We start from the raw sequence: 15216 nt of genomic DNA on the forward strand, positions 1-15216 counted from the left end.
ATGACAAATCCCGACATCGTCATCATCGGCTCCGGCATAGGCGGCGCCACGATCGCCTCCGGCCTTGCCGGCGGTGGCGCCTCGATCCTGATGCTGGAGCGCGGCGAATCACTGCCAGCAACGCCGCACACACGCGACACCCGCGCGATCTTCGTCGACGGCCATTATCGGCCGAAGGAGATGTGGCTCGAGGCCGGCGGAGCGCCTTTCAACCCGGGCAATTACTACTATGTCGGCGGCAATTCGAAATTCTACGGCGCTGTGCTGATCCGCTACCGCAGGGAAGACTTTTCGGAGATGGAGCACTATGGCGGCATCTCGCCGGCCTGGCCGTTTTCCTATGAGGAATTCGAACCCTGGTATTCCAAGGCCGAGCAGCTTTTTCGCGTGCGCGGTGCACTCGGCGAAGACCCGACCGAGCCGTTCCACTCTACGCCCTACCCTTTCGGGCCGGTACCAGACGAGCCGTCGATCGCGCGTGCGCGCGCCGAGTTGAAGAGCCTAGGCCTGCATCCGGCATCGCTGCCGCTCGGCGTCGACATCGAAGCCTGGCTGAAAGATGGCAGCACGCCGTGGGACGCGTTTCCCAACACCGGGACCGGCAAGATCGACGCGCAATCCGGGCCGTTGGCAGCAGCCCTTGCCGATCAGAATATCCGGCTTGAGACCGGCGCCCATGTCGAATATCTCGAGGCATCGCCGGACGCCAGGACGATCGAGACCGTCCATTACCGCCAGAACGGTGCGCTGAAGAAAGTCGCGCCGAAGCTGGTGATCCTGTCGGCCGGCGCGGTCAATTCAGCCGCCGTCCTGCTGCGTTCGCCTTCCCCTTCTTCCAAGGGCAAGGGAGGTGGCAAAGGCCTGGCCAACCGTTCCGACCAGGTCGGCCGCAACTTCATGAACCACAATTCGAGCGCCATGCTGGCGATCGATCCACGCCGCAGGAACAAATCCGTCTACCAGAAGACGCTGATGCTGAACGACTATTATCTGTCCGACGGCAAGGGCGGCAAACCGCTCGGCAACGTCCAGCTCCTCGGCAAGATCGACGGCAACATCCTCAAGGCCAATGTCCGGCGCGCGCCCAAATTCGCGCTGGATTTCATGGCCGGCCACGCCGTCGACTGGTATCTGATGTGCGAGGACCTGCCCGATCCCGAGAGCCGCATCATGGTCGACGGCAAGGACATCGTCATGCAGTGGCGGCGCTCCAACATGCAGTCGCTCGACGGACTGACCAAGGTGATGCGCGAGAATTTCCGCGCCTGCGGCTATCCGATCGTCCTGTCGCGTCCGTTTGACAAGCGCACGCCCTCACATCAGTGCGGCACGGTGAAGATGGGCAACGATCCAGCGACCTCGCCGCTGGATCCGTTCTGCCGCTCCTTCGACCACAGCAATTTGTTCGTCGTCGATGCCGGCTTCCTGCCGAATTCGGCCGCCGTCAATCCGGCGCTGTCGATCGCCGCACAGGCGCTGCGCGTCGCCGATCATATTCGCAAGACGGAGCTTGCAACATGAGCCGCCCGGCAGCGATCGTCACCGGCGGCGCGCGCGGCATCGGCCTTGCCTGCGCCGAGGCGCTGGCCGGCGCAGGCTTCGACATCCTCGTCGCCGACCTTGCCGACGAAGCCGCCGACGGGCTCGCCGCCGACATCACCGGGCGCGGCGCGAAATTCGCCTATGTCAGTTGCGACGTCGCCGACCTCGACGGCCATGCAGCGCTGATCGATGCCGCGACAAGCGCCTTCGGCCGCATCGACTGCCTGGTCAACAATGCCGGCATCGGCGCCGTCCTGCGCGGCGATCTGCTCGAGCTCAAGCCGGAAAATTTCGACCGGGTGCTCGGCATCAATCTGCGCGGCACGGTGTTCCTCAGCCAGCACGTCGCCAAAGCGATGCTCGGCCTGCCGAGCGATGGTGCGAGATCGATCATCACCATCACCTCGGTCAGTGCCGCCATGGCCTCGCCGGAACGTGCCGATTACTGCATCTCCAAGGCCGGGCTTTCGATGTGGGTGAAGAACCTGGCACTGCGGCTCGCCGCCGAAAATATCGCCGTGTTCGAGGTGCGCCCGGGCATCATCCGCACCGACATGACCGCCGGTGTGACCGCCAAATATGACGGGCTGATCGACGGCGGGCTGGTGCCGGCGATGCGCTGGGGCGAGAGCGAAGATATCGGTGCCGCCGTGGCGGCGCTCGCCGGCGGCAAGTTCGGCTTTTCGACCGGCTCGGTCATCAATATCGACGGCGCGCTGTCGGTGCCGAGGCTATGAACAGGTGATGCCATGACCGACTACATAATCGTCGGCGCCGGCCCGGCCGGCTGCGTACTCGCCAACCGGCTGAGCGAAGATCCGTCGCATCAGGTGCTGCTGCTCGAAGCCGGCGGCAAGGACTGGCATCCGCTGATCCACATGCCGGCCGGTTTCGCCAAGATGACCAAGGGCATCGCCGCCTGGGGCTGGTCGACGGTGCCGCAAAAGCACATGCAGGACCGTGTCTTCCGATACACGCAGGCCAAGGTGATCGGTGGCGGCTCTTCGATCAACGCCCAGATCTACACGCGCGGCAACGCCCGCGACTACGACGCCTGGGAGAAGGAAGAAGGCCTTGCCGGCTGGGGCTATCGCGACGTGCTGCCCTATTTCAAGCGCGCGGAGAACAACCAGCGTTATGCCAACGATTTCCACGGCGACCAAGGCCCGCTCGGCGTATCGAACCCGATCGCGCCGCTGCCGATCTGCGAGGCCTATTTCCGTGCCGGACAGGAGATGGGCATCCCCTTCAATCCCGACTTCAACGGGGTAGCCCAGGAGGGCGTCGGTTATTATCAGCTGACGCAGAAGGACGCGAAGCGCTCCTCCGCCTCTGTCGCCTATCTCCGGCCGATCCGCGAGCGAAAGAATCTCACCGTCAGGACCGGCGTTCTGGTGACGCGCATCGTCGTCGACAAGGGCCGCGCCGTCGGCGTCGAGATCGTCGACAGGCCGGGCGGCCAGCCAACGATCCTGCGCGCCGAGCGCGAGGTGATCGTCTCGTCCGGCGCCATCGGCTCGCCGAAGCTTTTGCTGCAGTCGGGCATCGGCCCGGCCGACCATCTGAAGACGGTCGGCGTGACACCGGTGCACGATCTGCCCGGCGTCGGCTCCAACCTGCAGGATCATCTCGACCTGTTCGTCATCGCCGAATGCACCGGCGATCACACCTACGACAACTACGCCAAGCTGCACTGGACGGCGTGGGCCGGGCTGCAGTATCTGCTCCTGAAGAAAGGCCCGGTAGCCTCCAGCCTGTTCGAGACCGGCGGCTTCTGGTACGCCGATCCGACCGCCGCCTCTCCCGATATCCAGCTGCATCTCGGCCTCGGCTCCGGCATCGAGGCCGGCGTCGAGAAGCTGAACAATCCGGGCGTGACACTGAACTCGGCGTTCCTGCGCCCGCGCTCGCGCGGCACCGTGCGGCTGAACAGTGCCGATCCGGCCGACCGCCCGCTGATCGATCCGAATTATTGGTCCGATTCCTATGACCGCGACATGTCGATCAAGGGGTTGAGGCTGGCGCGCGAGATCATGCGGCAGAAGGCGCTGGCCCCCTTTGTGCTGCGCGAGGTACTGCCGGGACCCGACCTGCAGAGCGGCGACGAGCTGTTCGACTACGCTTGCCGCAGTTCCAAGACCGACCACCACCCGGTCGGCACCTGCCGCATGGGCCACGATGCGATGAGCGTGGTAACGCGAGATCTCAGGCTGCGCGGTATCGAGGGCCTGCGCGTCTGCGACGCCTCGGTGATGCCGCGCATCCCCTCCTCCAACACCAATGCCCCGACGATCATGGTTGGCGAAAAAGGCGCCGATCTGATCCTTGGCCGCGAGCCGCTGCCGCCGGCGGTGTTTTCCACCAACCAAGCGGCATGAGGGACAAAGAATGATCAGGCACTGTGTCTTCGTCAGATTTCGCAACGATGTCGCCGACGCCGAGCGCGCGGCAATCCATGCCGATCTCGAAGCGTTGCGGGCGGTGATCGACGGCATGGGCAAGGTCGAATTCAGCGCCAATACCAGCCCGGAACCCTTCGCCCGCGGCTTCACGCACGGCTTCACCATCGACTTTCGCGACGCTGCGGCACGCGATGCCTATCTGGAGCATGAAGCGCATCAGCGAGCCGGCGCAAAACTGGTCGCGGCGCTCGAAGGCGGCACCGACGGGCTGATGGTGTTTGATCTGCAGATCGCGTGACTATCCCATTCTCAGCGCAACAACGCCGGCAACGATGCTGAGCACCGCGGCACCTCGCCATGCCGTCATCTTCTCGCCGAGCGCGAACACCGAGATCATCATGGCGAACAGGATCGATGTTTCGCGCAGCGACGCCACCGAGGCGATCGGCGCCTTGGTCATCGCCCACATCACGATCCAGTAGGCGCCGCCGCTGAGCACGCCGGTATAGATTCCGGCCTTCCAGTCGCGCGCCAGCACCGGCAGCGCCTGTGGGCCGCGAAAGACGACGCATAGCACCAGCGCCCACAGCGCATCGCAGACGAACAGCCAGGCGGCATAACTCGACGCGGTGGCGGCCAGCCGCGCGCCGCTGCCGTCCGACAGCGTGTAGCTGGCGATGAAGATCGATGTGCCCAGCGCGAAGCCGACGGCGCGCAGGTTCAATTTCTCCAGATGCGCGCCGCCGCGAAACGACAGCACCAGCGTGCCCGCCGACAACAAGAGGATGCCGAGAATGGCGAGCGGCGCCGGCATCTCGGCAACCACCACAACGCCCCCCAAAGCGGCCAGCAATGGCGCGGTACCGCGCGCCAGCGGATAGGTCTGGGCGAAATCGCCGGCCTTGTAGGCGCCGATCAGGAACGTCCTGTAGCCCATGTGGAAGACAACCGAGGCGAGGATGTATGGCCACACTTCCGGCTTCGGCACCTCGACGAAAGGCAACGTCACCAGCGCAGCGGCACCCATGCCGAGCGTCATCAGTGTGATCGACAGGAAACGGTCGAGATGGACCTTGACCAGCGCGTTCCAGATCGCATGCATGGAAGCGGCAGCGAGCACCGCGAAAAAGACAAACAGGCTCATCGGCGGTTCATCCGCCGCCCGTCCCGATGACGATCGGCGTCTCCAGGTCGATATCGACCCAGAGCGGAAAATGGTCGGAAGCGATTTGGCCGATATCGGCGCTGACCGAGCGCACGCGCCCGGCAAACATGCCGCCGACGAAGCAATGGTCGAGCCGGCGCTTTGCCAGCCTGCCATCGATAGTCTTCACATGGGTGTGGAAATCCGCTGTCGGTTCCATTGCGACGGCGGCGGCATCGACAAAACCGTCGAGATAGGCGGCACCGCGATGATAGGGCGCGCTGCCGACAATGCGCCGGTACTCGGCGCTATCCGGCTCCATGTTGAAGTCGCCCAACCAGATCGCCGCTACGGGGTTTTCTGGCTCCTGTTCGCCATTGCTCCAGTTGCGCGCCGGCTCGTCGTCGGCGCCGCTCCATGGGCCGCCCTCGGACGGCGCACGGCGATGCTCGGCGAGCAAATAGTCGATCTGCTCCAGCCGCTCCTCGACCGCGATATGCGCCAGATGCAACGACAGCACCCGCACCGGACCGGCAGGGGTGCGGATCATGCATTCGAGTGCGGCATTGCGGGTGTTGAGCGGCCGCAGCGTGCGCCTGAGCGGCAGCGTATGCAGCCGCGACCAGACGATCGGAAGCTTCGACAGAACCATGGTGCCGAATTGCCGCCGCCGGTTGACGATGCGGCCTTCACGCCGGTGGCTGGCATCCATGTCGAAGGCCGGCCCGTAGACCCAATGATAGTCGGGCAGAAATTGCGAAAGAAGTTCCGGCTGGTCGTCCTCGTTGCTGCGCAACCAGTGCCGTTCCACCTCCTGCAAGGCGACGATGTCGGCGCCGGCCACGACCTTGGCACAACGCGCCAGGTCGTAGCGGCCATCGCTGCCGAAGCCGTACTGGATGTTATAGCTGACCAGCTTCATTGCTTATCCGGCTCAGTTTCCTGCTGGCAGTAGCCGTTCGCTGACAGCCTTGCAATGTGCAGCCGGGCGGAGGGAGCTTGGGCCAGATGCTAAGTGGTCAGCGGCTGGAACCGACCGGGCGGGGATGCTGCCAGTTCCGACCAGTCGATTTCTTCCTCAAGGCGGTGGTAGGCTTCGTCGCCGATCGTTCCGTCGATGCGCAAACGCTCCAGCGCATCGCGCTGGCTCTTGATGGCGTAAAGACGCAATCTGTCATACTCGGTCGCCGCCTGGGCATCCTCCGGGTTTTCGGCGATGGCGCGCTGGGCGGCATATTGCTCTCGCACCGCCCCGGCCGCGCTCGATGTCTTGCCGCTGAGCACGTCCAGCGCCGCCTGCATGATGGCGACGCGCGCCTGCGCCACCTCCCGGTCGACCGTCCGGTCGAGGTCGAGATTGAGCAGAAGCAGCAACGGTTTCAGGCTGACGCCTTGCAGCACCAATGTGCCGAGCACGACCGTGAAAGCGGCGAGCACGATAGGATCACGGCCCGGAAAGTCGGCCGGCAAGGCGAAGGCGGCCGCAAGCGTCACCAGGCCGCGCATGCCGCACCAGCCGATAAGCACGCCGCCGCGAAATGTCGGCGCGTCTTTTTGCCTGTCCTCGTCGCCCAGACGTGCCAGCGCTCTGAGGACCGCGCCGCAGCCCAGAACCCAGACGAGCCGCGATACGATGACGACGGCCAGCACAGCCAGGGCAAAGACGAACGCCTCGCTTTGTCCTTGCTCAGCAAGTCGCCCGACGATGGACCGCGCTTGCAGGCCCATCAGAACGAAGGCCAGCACGTTGAGCACGAACACCGCCGTCTCCCAGACCGAGTAGGAGCTGACACGATTCCTTGCCGGCATGCGGCGCGGCGATGTACGTGCGATCGTCATGGCATAGACGACGATCGTGATGATGGCGGAAAGCCCTATCCTGTCGGCCAGGATCCAGACGCCGAAGGTTGAGGCGAATTGCACTACGGTGCCGCTCGCCGGGTCGTCGATGCGGCCGAGTATGGCGAGAGACAAGCGGCCGAGCACATAGCCTGCGGCAAGGCTGCCGACCGTCGACAGCAGGATCATTGGAACGGCACTGCTCAACAGGATGGAGCCGGCGGCTGCGGAAACCGACATCCTGTAGATCAGCAGCGCCGTGGCGTCGTTGAGAAGGCTCTCGCCTTCCAGGATGGCGGTGATGCGGTGCGGCACCTTGAACTGTCCGAGCACGGCCGCCGCTGCCACCGCATCGGGCGGCGCTACGATCGCGCCGAGCGCTATGGCGGCGGCGACGGGCAGGCCTGCCATCGTCCAGCCGACCAGCGCGACCGTCACGGTGGTGAAGATGACGGCGCCAAGCGCCAGCAGGATGAGCGAAACCTTGTAGCGGTTGAGATCGCGCAGCGACGTGTCATAGGCCGCGTCGAGCAGAACCGGCGCGATGAACAGAGCGAGCGCCAGCTCCGGGTCGATCTCGATGGTCGGGGCAAACGGCAGGAAGGCGATGCCGGCGCCGGCCAGCGCCAGCAATGACGGATAGGGAATCTGCAGACGCCGCGACAGCGCGGTCAGGGCGACCGCGATGAGAAGCAGGACAAGGGTGAGTTCAAAAAGCGCCATGCCTTATCGTAGCGGTGAAGCCGGGCGATTGGCACTGCAAAAACGGCGACGGCTTTGGCTGCTCGTGAATGGTGAATGGCTGCGTGCAGAGGAATTTCGGCGCGTAAAGCGCATTCTTACTATTCACTATTCACTATTCACTCTTCTCCTAATGCAGCACCAGCATGTCGCCCGACGAGAACGAAATCTCGGCCTTTTCGCCGACGGCCGGCGGCGGTGTGGCCGGACTGTTGAACGTGTCAAGCGAGACCGTGCTGCCGCCGATGCCGACGCGAACCCGGATGACCGAGCCGAGGAAATGCACCTCGGCGATTTCGCCCGAAAGGCTGGAATCGCGGCCGGGGTGTCGGCCGAGCGAGATCGCCTCGGGCCGCAACGCCAGCGACAGCGTGTCGCCGGACTTCGAGCTGTTGAGCTTGCCCTTGAGCGAGACCTCTTGCGAGTTGACGCGCACCTTGCCCGAAGCGGCGTCGGTGACCGTGCCTTCGAGCACGTTCAGCGTGCCGACGAAATTGGCGACGAATTTGGTTGCCGGCCGGTTGTAGATCTCGAACGGCGTGCCGACCTGCTCGGCCTTGCCGCCATACATGACGGCGATGCGGTCGGAGATCGACAGCGCCTCTTCCTGGTCGTGGGTGACGAAGATGGTGGTGATGCCGAGCTTCTTCTGGATCGAGCGGATTTCCTCGCGCAGCGACACGCGCACCTTGGCGTCGAGCGCCGACAGCGGCTCGTCGAGCAGCAACAGCTTCGGCTTCGGCGCAATCGCCCGCGCCAGCGCGATGCGCTGCTGCTGACCGCCGGAGAGCTGATAGGGATAGCGGTCGCCCATCTGTGGCAGCTTGATGATGTCGAGCATCTCGGCAACGCGCCTGTCGGCATCGACCTTCGGCATACCGGCGACCTTCAGCCCGAAGCCGATATTCTGCGCCACGGTGAGGTTCGGAAACAGCGCATAGGCCTGGAACACCATGCCGACATTGCGCTGGTTGGGCTTGAGCCGGGTGATGTCCTTGCCGGCCACGACGATCTTGCCGGCGGATGGCTCTTCGAAACCGGCGACCATGCGCAGCACCGTCGTCTTGCCGCAGCCCGACGGGCCAAGGAAGGAGACGAATTCGCCCGGCTCGACGTCGAGGTTGAAATCCTGCACCACGGTGATGGGGCCGAAGGATTTTCGCACATGCTGGATTGAGAGGAATGGCTCGGTCATGGCTTTTTCCTTCGGGTCAGTTCGGACGGTTCGCCGATCGCGGCGCGAAGCGCGACAGGATCTGGATCAGCGACATGCAGCCCCAGGTGATGACGAAGGCGATGATGGCAAGCGCCGCCGGCTCGTAGGCGCGGTTGGCGCCGACGTTCTGCAGATAGGGTCCGAAAGCAGGCCGGTTGAGCAGGCTGGCCATGGTAAATTCACCGATGACGATGGCGAAGGTCAGGAAGGCGCCTGACAGCACCGCGATCAGCACATTGGGCAGGATGACCCGGGTGATGATCGTGCCCCAGCCGGCGCCGAGGATCTGCGCCGCTTCGGTCAGTGTCCGCACGTCGATGGTGCGAAGCCCGGTGTCGACGGCACGATACATATAGGGCAGCGCCAGTGTCGCATAACCGATGACCAGCAAGGCATTGGCTCCTGTGTCGCTGGCCAGGAACGGCAGCGGTGAGTTCGACCCGTACATTCTGATGTAGCCGAAGACGATAACGATGGCCGGGATGACCAGCGGCAGCAGCGTGATGAACTCGACGACGGGCCTTAGCTGCGGGAGCCGCAGACGAATCCAGTACGCCGCCGGCACCACCACCAGCACGCCAAGGACGATGGTGAAGATGGCGGCGACCACCGAATAGATGAACGTCGCCTGGAAGCGGGGATCGCCGAGCACGACCTGATAGGCATCGAAGGAATACGCGCCGCGCCGCATGCGCATGGAGAATTCCACGGTCGCGATCAGCGGAATGAAGAAATAGGCCGCGCCCAGCGCGAAGACGATCCAGGCCCAGAATCTGCCGGACTTCATTTGAGCCACCTCTCAGAGCGCGTCCGGAACCAGATGTAGAAGACGTTGGCCAGCCCGGTGATGACGATCATGCCGAAGGCAATGGCGTAGCCGAGATGGGCATTGTGCAGCACGTCACCGCGGATCTGCGCGTAGAGCAGGATAGGGACGATGTTAAGCGAGGAGCCGGTCAGAGCGTAAGCGGTGGCGATGGCACCGAAGGCGTTGGCGAACAAGAGAATGACGGTGCCGAGGAAACTTGGCCAGATCACCGGAATGACGACCATGCGCCAGAACTGCGCCTGGGTCGCGCCAAGCGTTGCCGCCGCTTCGCCCCATTCCTTCTTCAGCCCATCGATCGCCGGCACGATGATCACCACCATCAGCGGGATCTGGAAATAGACATAGGTCAGCGTCAGGCCCCAGAACGACAGGATGTTGAAACCATGGGCATAAATGTTGAAGCCGACCAAGACGTTGAGCAGCACCGTGGCGAGCCCGAGCCGGCCGAGCGTCGCGAGAAAGGCGAAGGCCAGCGGCACGCCGGCAAAATTGGAGGCCACGCCGGAAAAGGTCAGTGTCGCCGAGCGTATCCACTCCGGCAGCCCGCCGCGCACGATGGCGATGGCAATGGCAAGCCCCGCGAAAGCACCGATCAGCGACGAGGCGAGGCTGACCTTGATTGAGATCCAGTAGGCGGCAACGATCGACGGCTGCGCCAAGGCCGCTATGTTTTCGAAAGTGAATTCGCCCGCATCGTTCCGGAATGCGCCAAGCATTAGATAGAGCGTGGGCAGGATCAGGAACATGATGGCGAAGATGAAGAAAGGCGCAACGCCAAGCCATTGCGTCGGCAGCCTCATGCTGCGGGCGTCGGCAGGAGGCGCGGTCTTCCCGGCAACAGCGTGATCGGACAACGAGATATCGGTCATGCGCCGGCTACCGTCCTGGAGGTATGCCGGGTGGCCATCTAAGCCGCCCGGCTGATCTCAAGTCTTACTTGACGTTGGCGCCGACGACGGCATCCCAGTTCTTGGTGATGGCTTCCTTGGCCTTGCCCTGCTCGTCGAGCGTCGGGAACACCGCGGCTGCATAGGACTCGGCCGGCGGCAGCTTGGCCATCACGTCAGCCGGGAGCTTGCCATTCTTGGCGAGGTCGTTGAAGCGGATCGGGTGACAATAGCCCTTCAGCCAGGCGATCTGGCCTTCGTCGGAATAGAGATATTCCAGCCACAGCTTGGCAGCATTCGGGTGCGGCGCGTAAGCACTAATCGCCTGAACATAGACGCCGGCGACGACACCGGTCTTCGGCACGACGACGTCGACCGGCGGATTGCCCTTCAGCGTATCACGGCCGGCAAGCGCGTTATAATCCCAGGTCACCAGGATTGGCGTCTGGCCTTGGGCAAGCGTCGCGGGCTTGCCGATGACCGGCACGAAATTGCCGGCGGCGTTGAGCTTCTTGAAGAAGTCGAGACCAGCCGTGCCGGCGGCTTCGCCGGCAGCCGCACCGCCGGAAAGGCCGGCGGCATAGACTGCCTGGATGGCCTGGTTCGAAGCACGCGGGTCACCGGCGAGCGCCACGGTATTGGCGAATTCCGGCTTCAGCAAGTCGGCCCAGTCGGCCGGCGCTTCCTTGACCAGGTCCTTGTTCACCAGAAACGAAAGCACGCCGTAATAGTCGCCGGTCCAAAAGCCTTCGGCATCCTTGGCGCTGTCCGGGATCGAGTCCCAGGTTGATACTTTATAAGCCTGGATCAGGCCATCCTTCTTTGCGGTCGGGCCGAAGCTCAGGCCGACGTCGATGACGTCGGGCGCTTGCGGGCCCTTGTTGTCCTTGTTGGCCTTGATCGCCTCGACCTCGTCGCCGGAGCCGGCATCGGGGTTGAGTTCGTTGATTGTGATTTCCGGATATTTCGCCTTGAAGCCGTCGATGACCGCGCCGTAGCCGCACCAGTCATGGGGCAGCGCGATGGTGGTGAGCTGGCCTTCAGCCTTGGCTGCGGCGACCAGTTCATCCATGGACTGGGCCGACGAGATGGCAGAGGTCGCCATCAGGGCGACGGCCGAAAGGGAAAGCAATTTTCCCGTGAATTTGAACATGTGTTCTCTCCGTTGAACTGACGCCGTTGGACGCCTGCGATGCGGTATCGTTTTCGTGTGACAGCCAGATGAAAGCTTTGTGAAAGCGATGCCCCGCAGTATGAAAAAGTAAACTCTTTTTAACCGGCTGTAGCAATCGCTTCGCGATTCTTTTTCCGGCTAACTAGTTTCGATCTTGCCTTTCATCTTTCCCCCTTTCCTTTGCTTCTTTTCCTAACTCGATTTCCGATGCGAAAATTGTCTCAGACGGCGCCGGCGATGGCGTTTTCGAGCAGCGTCAGCGCCGCCTTTTTGGTCAGCTTGACCGGGTTGCCGCCGGCGGTCGGATCGACCACCGCCATGTCGGCGATCAGGCCCTTGCGTTTCTTGTCCATGTCGAGCCCCTTGATCAGGCTGGGCAGCGCATGCGGCACCTTGAGCTCCTTGCGCAGCTTGATGATCGCCTTCGCAAAACCGTCGAAGCCGCCCTTGATGCCGCAATAGGCGGCAAGCCGGGCGATGCGCGGCTCGATCGCCTCTCGGTTGAAGGCCAGCACGTAGGGCATGAACACGGCGTTGGTCATGCCATGGTGGGTGTCGTAGAGCGCGCCGATCGGATGCGACAGCGAATGAATCGCTCCAAGCCCTTTCTGGAAGGCGGCCGCTCCCATGGCAGCGGCGCTCATCATGTTGGCGCGGGCGACCAGATCCTTGCCGTTGGCATAGGCTTTCGGCAGGTTTTCGAAGACCAGCCTTATGCCTTCCACGGCGATGCCGTCGGCCATCGGGTGATAGCCCGGCGCGCAATAGGCTTCGAGGCAATGGGCAAGCGCATCCATGCCGGTGCCGGCTGTGATGAAGCCCGGCATGCCGACCGACAGCTCCGGATCGGCAATGACGATCGCCGGCAAAAGCTTTGGATGGAAGATGACCTTCTTGGTATGGGTCGCTTCATTGGTGATGACGCCGGCGCGGCCGACTTCCGAGCCGGTGCCGGCCGTGGTCGGCACGGCGATGATCGGCGCGATCGCATCGGCATCGGCGCGTGTCCACCAGTCGCCGACGTCCTCGAAATCCCAGACCGGCCGTGTCTGCCCGGCCTGGAAGGCGATGAGCTTGCCGAGATCGAGCGCCGAGCCGCCGCCAAAGGCAATGACGCCGTCATGCTTGCCCTTCTTGAACACGGCAATGCCGGCGGTCAGGTTGGAATCCACCGGGTTCGGCTTGACCTCGGAAAACACGCCATACGGCACCTTGGCGTCGTCGAGGATCTTCAGCGTCGAGGCCACCACCGGCAGCCTGGCCAGTCCCGGATCGGTGACGAACAGCGGCCGCTTGATGCCGGTCGCCACCAGCACCTCCGGCAGCTCCTTGATGCGTCCGGCGCCGAAGCGGACGGTCGTCGGGTAATTCCATTTGGAAACGAGTTTTGTCATTTCGACCTTCTTGACTGCTTTCGTGCTCTTGGATGTCATTAGTTCACAAAGGTGTTGGCCACACGTTCCGACCGCATCATGTACGGAACCCAGATGACTGCGGCCCATATCGAGCGCGAAATTCCGCCCAGGGTGTCTGCGTCGTACGCGTCGGCCAATTCTGGAACGGCGGTAGGAAAAGCCAGATGCACAGCCCATGGATCGAGAACGGCATATACCGGCATCGCGAATGCCCAAATCATGTACCAGCCGGGGAATATCTGCCAGCGCTTGAACATGAAGAACAATAATAGGGCCGGGGCCGAAAGGTTTAGTATGCCGAATATCACCAATTCGGCAAGAATCAGGGCACCTTGAGAAAAACTGAAGGTCTGCCAGTCGAAGCCGAGATAGTCGGTATTGTGCAGTTGTACCAACCCCAGTATCGGCGTGAGCATCAACCCGAGCATCGGCAGGACAAGCCATCCGCCGATACCCTCTGGACCCTCACGATCTGGCAGCGCCGATTGTTGTATATCCGCCATTACTCCCCCTCAGCAGCGATCGCATGCTTGTCGATCGTCACCTTAGATCACCTCGCGCAGATGGTATGATTTCGGCCTGGTCAGATTGTCGTAGCCGATGGCCGACAGTGCCGCGCCCTTGCCGGTGTCCTTGACGCCGGTCCAGACCAGCGCCGGGTCGAGATAGTCGCAGCGGTTCATGAACACGGTGCCGGTCTCGACGCGGTCGCCGATCGCCGCCGCGTGGTCGGTGTCGCGCGTCCAGATAGAGGCCGTCAGCCCATAGGGGCTATCGTTCATCAGCGCGATCGCCTCCTCGTCGTTGCGCACCTTCATGATGCCGACGATCGGGCCAAAGCTTTCCTCGCGCATGACGCTCATCTGGTGGTCGACCTGGGTCAGCACTTCCGGCGCCAGATAGGGCGAACCTTGCCTGTCGTTGGCCACCTTCATGTTGATGTGTGCCCTGGCGCCCTTGCGCAACGCCTCGGCCTTCTGCTCGCGGATCAGGTCGGCGAAGCGCGCCTGCGCCATCGGCCCCATGGTGGTCGCCTGGTCGAGCGGATTGCCGACGACGTAGTTCCTGGTCTCGGCAATGAAGCCCTCGACGAATTCGTCGTAGACCTTCTCGTGGACATACACGCGCTCGATGCCGCAGCAGCACTGGCCGGAATTGTAGAAGGCGCCGTCGACCAGATTGGCAACGGCATGGTCCATCTTTGCGTCCGGCAGTACATAGGCCGGATCCTTGCCGCCGAGTTCGAGGCCGAGCGTCATGAAGGTGCCCGCCGCCGCCTTTTCGATGGCGCGGCCGCCGGCGACCGAGCCGGTGAAGTTGACATGGTCGATCTTGCCGGAGCCGAGCAGCCTTTCAGTCTGCGCGTGGTTCAGGACGAGGTTCTGGAACAGGCCCTTGGGCAGGCCGGCCTTATCAAACGCCTGCTGAAACCGTTCGCCGACCAACAATGTCTGTGCCGCATGCTTGAGGATGACGGCGCTGCCCGCCATCAGCGCCGGGACGATGGTGTTGACGGCGGTGAGATAGGGATAGTTCCACGGCGCGATCACCATGACGACGCCGAGCGGCATCTTCTTCACATAGCGCCGAAAGCCGTCCTTCGGGTTGGAGGCCATGACCGGCTTCAAGGCCGCCTCGGCGATCTCGACCATGTAGCTGACGCGTTCCCTGACGCCGCCGAACTCGCCGCCATAGCGCACCGGCCGGCCCATCTGCCAGGCGATCTCCGGCACGATCTCGTCGGTCATGGCGACCAGCGCTTCCAGCATGGCAAGCATGTACTTGCCGCGCTCGACGACCGGCGTCTCAGCCCACTTCTCCTGCGCCGCCTTGGCACGTTCGACCGCGGCACCGATCGCCTGGTCGGTGGCAAGAGGCCGTTCGGCATAGATCGAACCGTCGACGGGGGATTTTATCTTGACCGTTTCGGTCATGCCTTGGGTCCTCGCATTCTACAATAATGTCGTTGGTTAGCGCCGCCCTCATCCGCCTGCCGGCACCTTCTCCCGTATACTGACGGGGAGAAG

At 63.3% G+C, this 15216-nt stretch carries 14 protein-coding genes; 4 read left to right on the top strand and 10 right to left on the bottom strand.

Translation table 11 applies throughout. From position 1 onward, the window contains the following. From NKJ20_RS01120 to NKJ20_RS01135, 4 genes are read left to right on the top strand one after another with little or no spacing between them, the layout of a single operon-like run. Complete coding sequence (locus NKJ20_RS01120) at positions 1-1521, top strand: GMC oxidoreductase (protein WP_352742088.1); 1521 nt, start codon at positions 1-3, stop codon at positions 1519-1521. Next, the gene (locus NKJ20_RS01125; protein WP_352742090.1) at positions 1518-2279 is read left to right on the top strand and encodes a 3-ketoacyl-ACP reductase; all 762 of its coding nucleotides are present in this window, start codon (positions 1518-1520) and stop codon (positions 2277-2279) included. Before NKJ20_RS01120 ends, NKJ20_RS01125 begins: the two co-directional genes overlap by 4 nt. Positions 2280-2291: 12 nt before the next feature. Continuing rightward, a complete protein-coding gene (locus NKJ20_RS01130) occupies positions 2292-3920 on the top strand; it encodes a GMC family oxidoreductase (protein WP_352742092.1) in 1629 nt (542 codons plus the stop codon). A gap of 10 nt (positions 3921-3930) precedes the next feature. After that, positions 3931-4242 carry a Dabb family protein gene (locus tag NKJ20_RS01135; protein ID WP_352742094.1) on the top strand — a complete coding sequence of 104 codons (312 nt, stop codon included), beginning with the start codon at positions 3931-3933 and terminating at the stop codon, positions 4240-4242. Here NKJ20_RS01135 and NKJ20_RS01140 read toward each other — a convergent pair whose 3' ends face one another. From NKJ20_RS01140 to NKJ20_RS01185, 10 genes are all read right to left on the bottom strand, one after another. After that, a complete protein-coding gene (locus NKJ20_RS01140) occupies positions 4243-5088 on the bottom strand; it encodes an EamA family transporter (RefSeq protein WP_023675361.1) in 846 nt (281 codons plus the stop codon). Between the two features lie 7 nt (positions 5089-5095). Next, positions 5096-6010, bottom strand: coding sequence for an endonuclease/exonuclease/phosphatase family protein (locus NKJ20_RS01145; RefSeq protein ID WP_352742096.1), 915 nt, complete (start codon positions 6008-6010; stop codon positions 5096-5098). A gap of 89 nt (positions 6011-6099) precedes the next feature. Beyond that, the gene (locus tag NKJ20_RS01150; protein WP_352742097.1) at positions 6100-7650 is read right to left on the bottom strand and encodes a cation:proton antiporter; all 1551 of its coding nucleotides are present in this window, start codon (positions 7648-7650) and stop codon (positions 6100-6102) included. A 148-nt stretch (positions 7651-7798) separates the two neighbouring features. Next, the gene (locus NKJ20_RS01155) at positions 7799-8863 is read right to left on the bottom strand and encodes an ABC transporter ATP-binding protein (protein WP_352742099.1); all 1065 of its coding nucleotides are present in this window, start codon (positions 8861-8863) and stop codon (positions 7799-7801) included. 16 nt (positions 8864-8879) lie between these two features. Next, entirely contained in the window at positions 8880-9671 is a 792-nt protein-coding gene (locus tag NKJ20_RS01160) for an ABC transporter permease (protein WP_352742101.1), read from the bottom strand. Then, positions 9668-10582, bottom strand: a complete 915-nt coding sequence (locus NKJ20_RS01165; protein ID WP_023675356.1) for an ABC transporter permease — start codon at positions 10580-10582, stop codon at positions 9668-9670. Before NKJ20_RS01165 ends, NKJ20_RS01160 begins: the two co-directional genes overlap by 4 nt. A gap of 64 nt (positions 10583-10646) precedes the next feature. Beyond that, a complete protein-coding gene (locus NKJ20_RS01170; RefSeq protein WP_352742103.1) occupies positions 10647-11753 on the bottom strand; it encodes an ABC transporter substrate-binding protein in 1107 nt (368 codons plus the stop codon). A 242-nt stretch (positions 11754-11995) separates the two neighbouring features. After that, positions 11996-13168: an iron-containing alcohol dehydrogenase gene (locus tag NKJ20_RS01175; protein WP_352742105.1), complete on the bottom strand. Its 1173-nt coding sequence runs from the start codon at positions 13166-13168 to the stop codon at positions 11996-11998. 38 nt (positions 13169-13206) lie between these two features. Further along, the gene (locus tag NKJ20_RS01180) at positions 13207-13692 is read right to left on the bottom strand and encodes a DUF2569 domain-containing protein (RefSeq protein WP_352742107.1); all 486 of its coding nucleotides are present in this window, start codon (positions 13690-13692) and stop codon (positions 13207-13209) included. Between the two features lie 42 nt (positions 13693-13734). Continuing rightward, complete coding sequence (locus tag NKJ20_RS01185) at positions 13735-15123, bottom strand: aldehyde dehydrogenase family protein (RefSeq protein ID WP_352742109.1); 1389 nt, start codon at positions 15121-15123, stop codon at positions 13735-13737. Positions 15124-15216: the final 93 nt, after the last annotated feature.

Source organism: Mesorhizobium sp. M0185 (assembly GCF_040322175.1).
Taxonomy (GTDB): Bacteria; Pseudomonadota; Alphaproteobacteria; order Rhizobiales; family Rhizobiaceae; genus Mesorhizobium.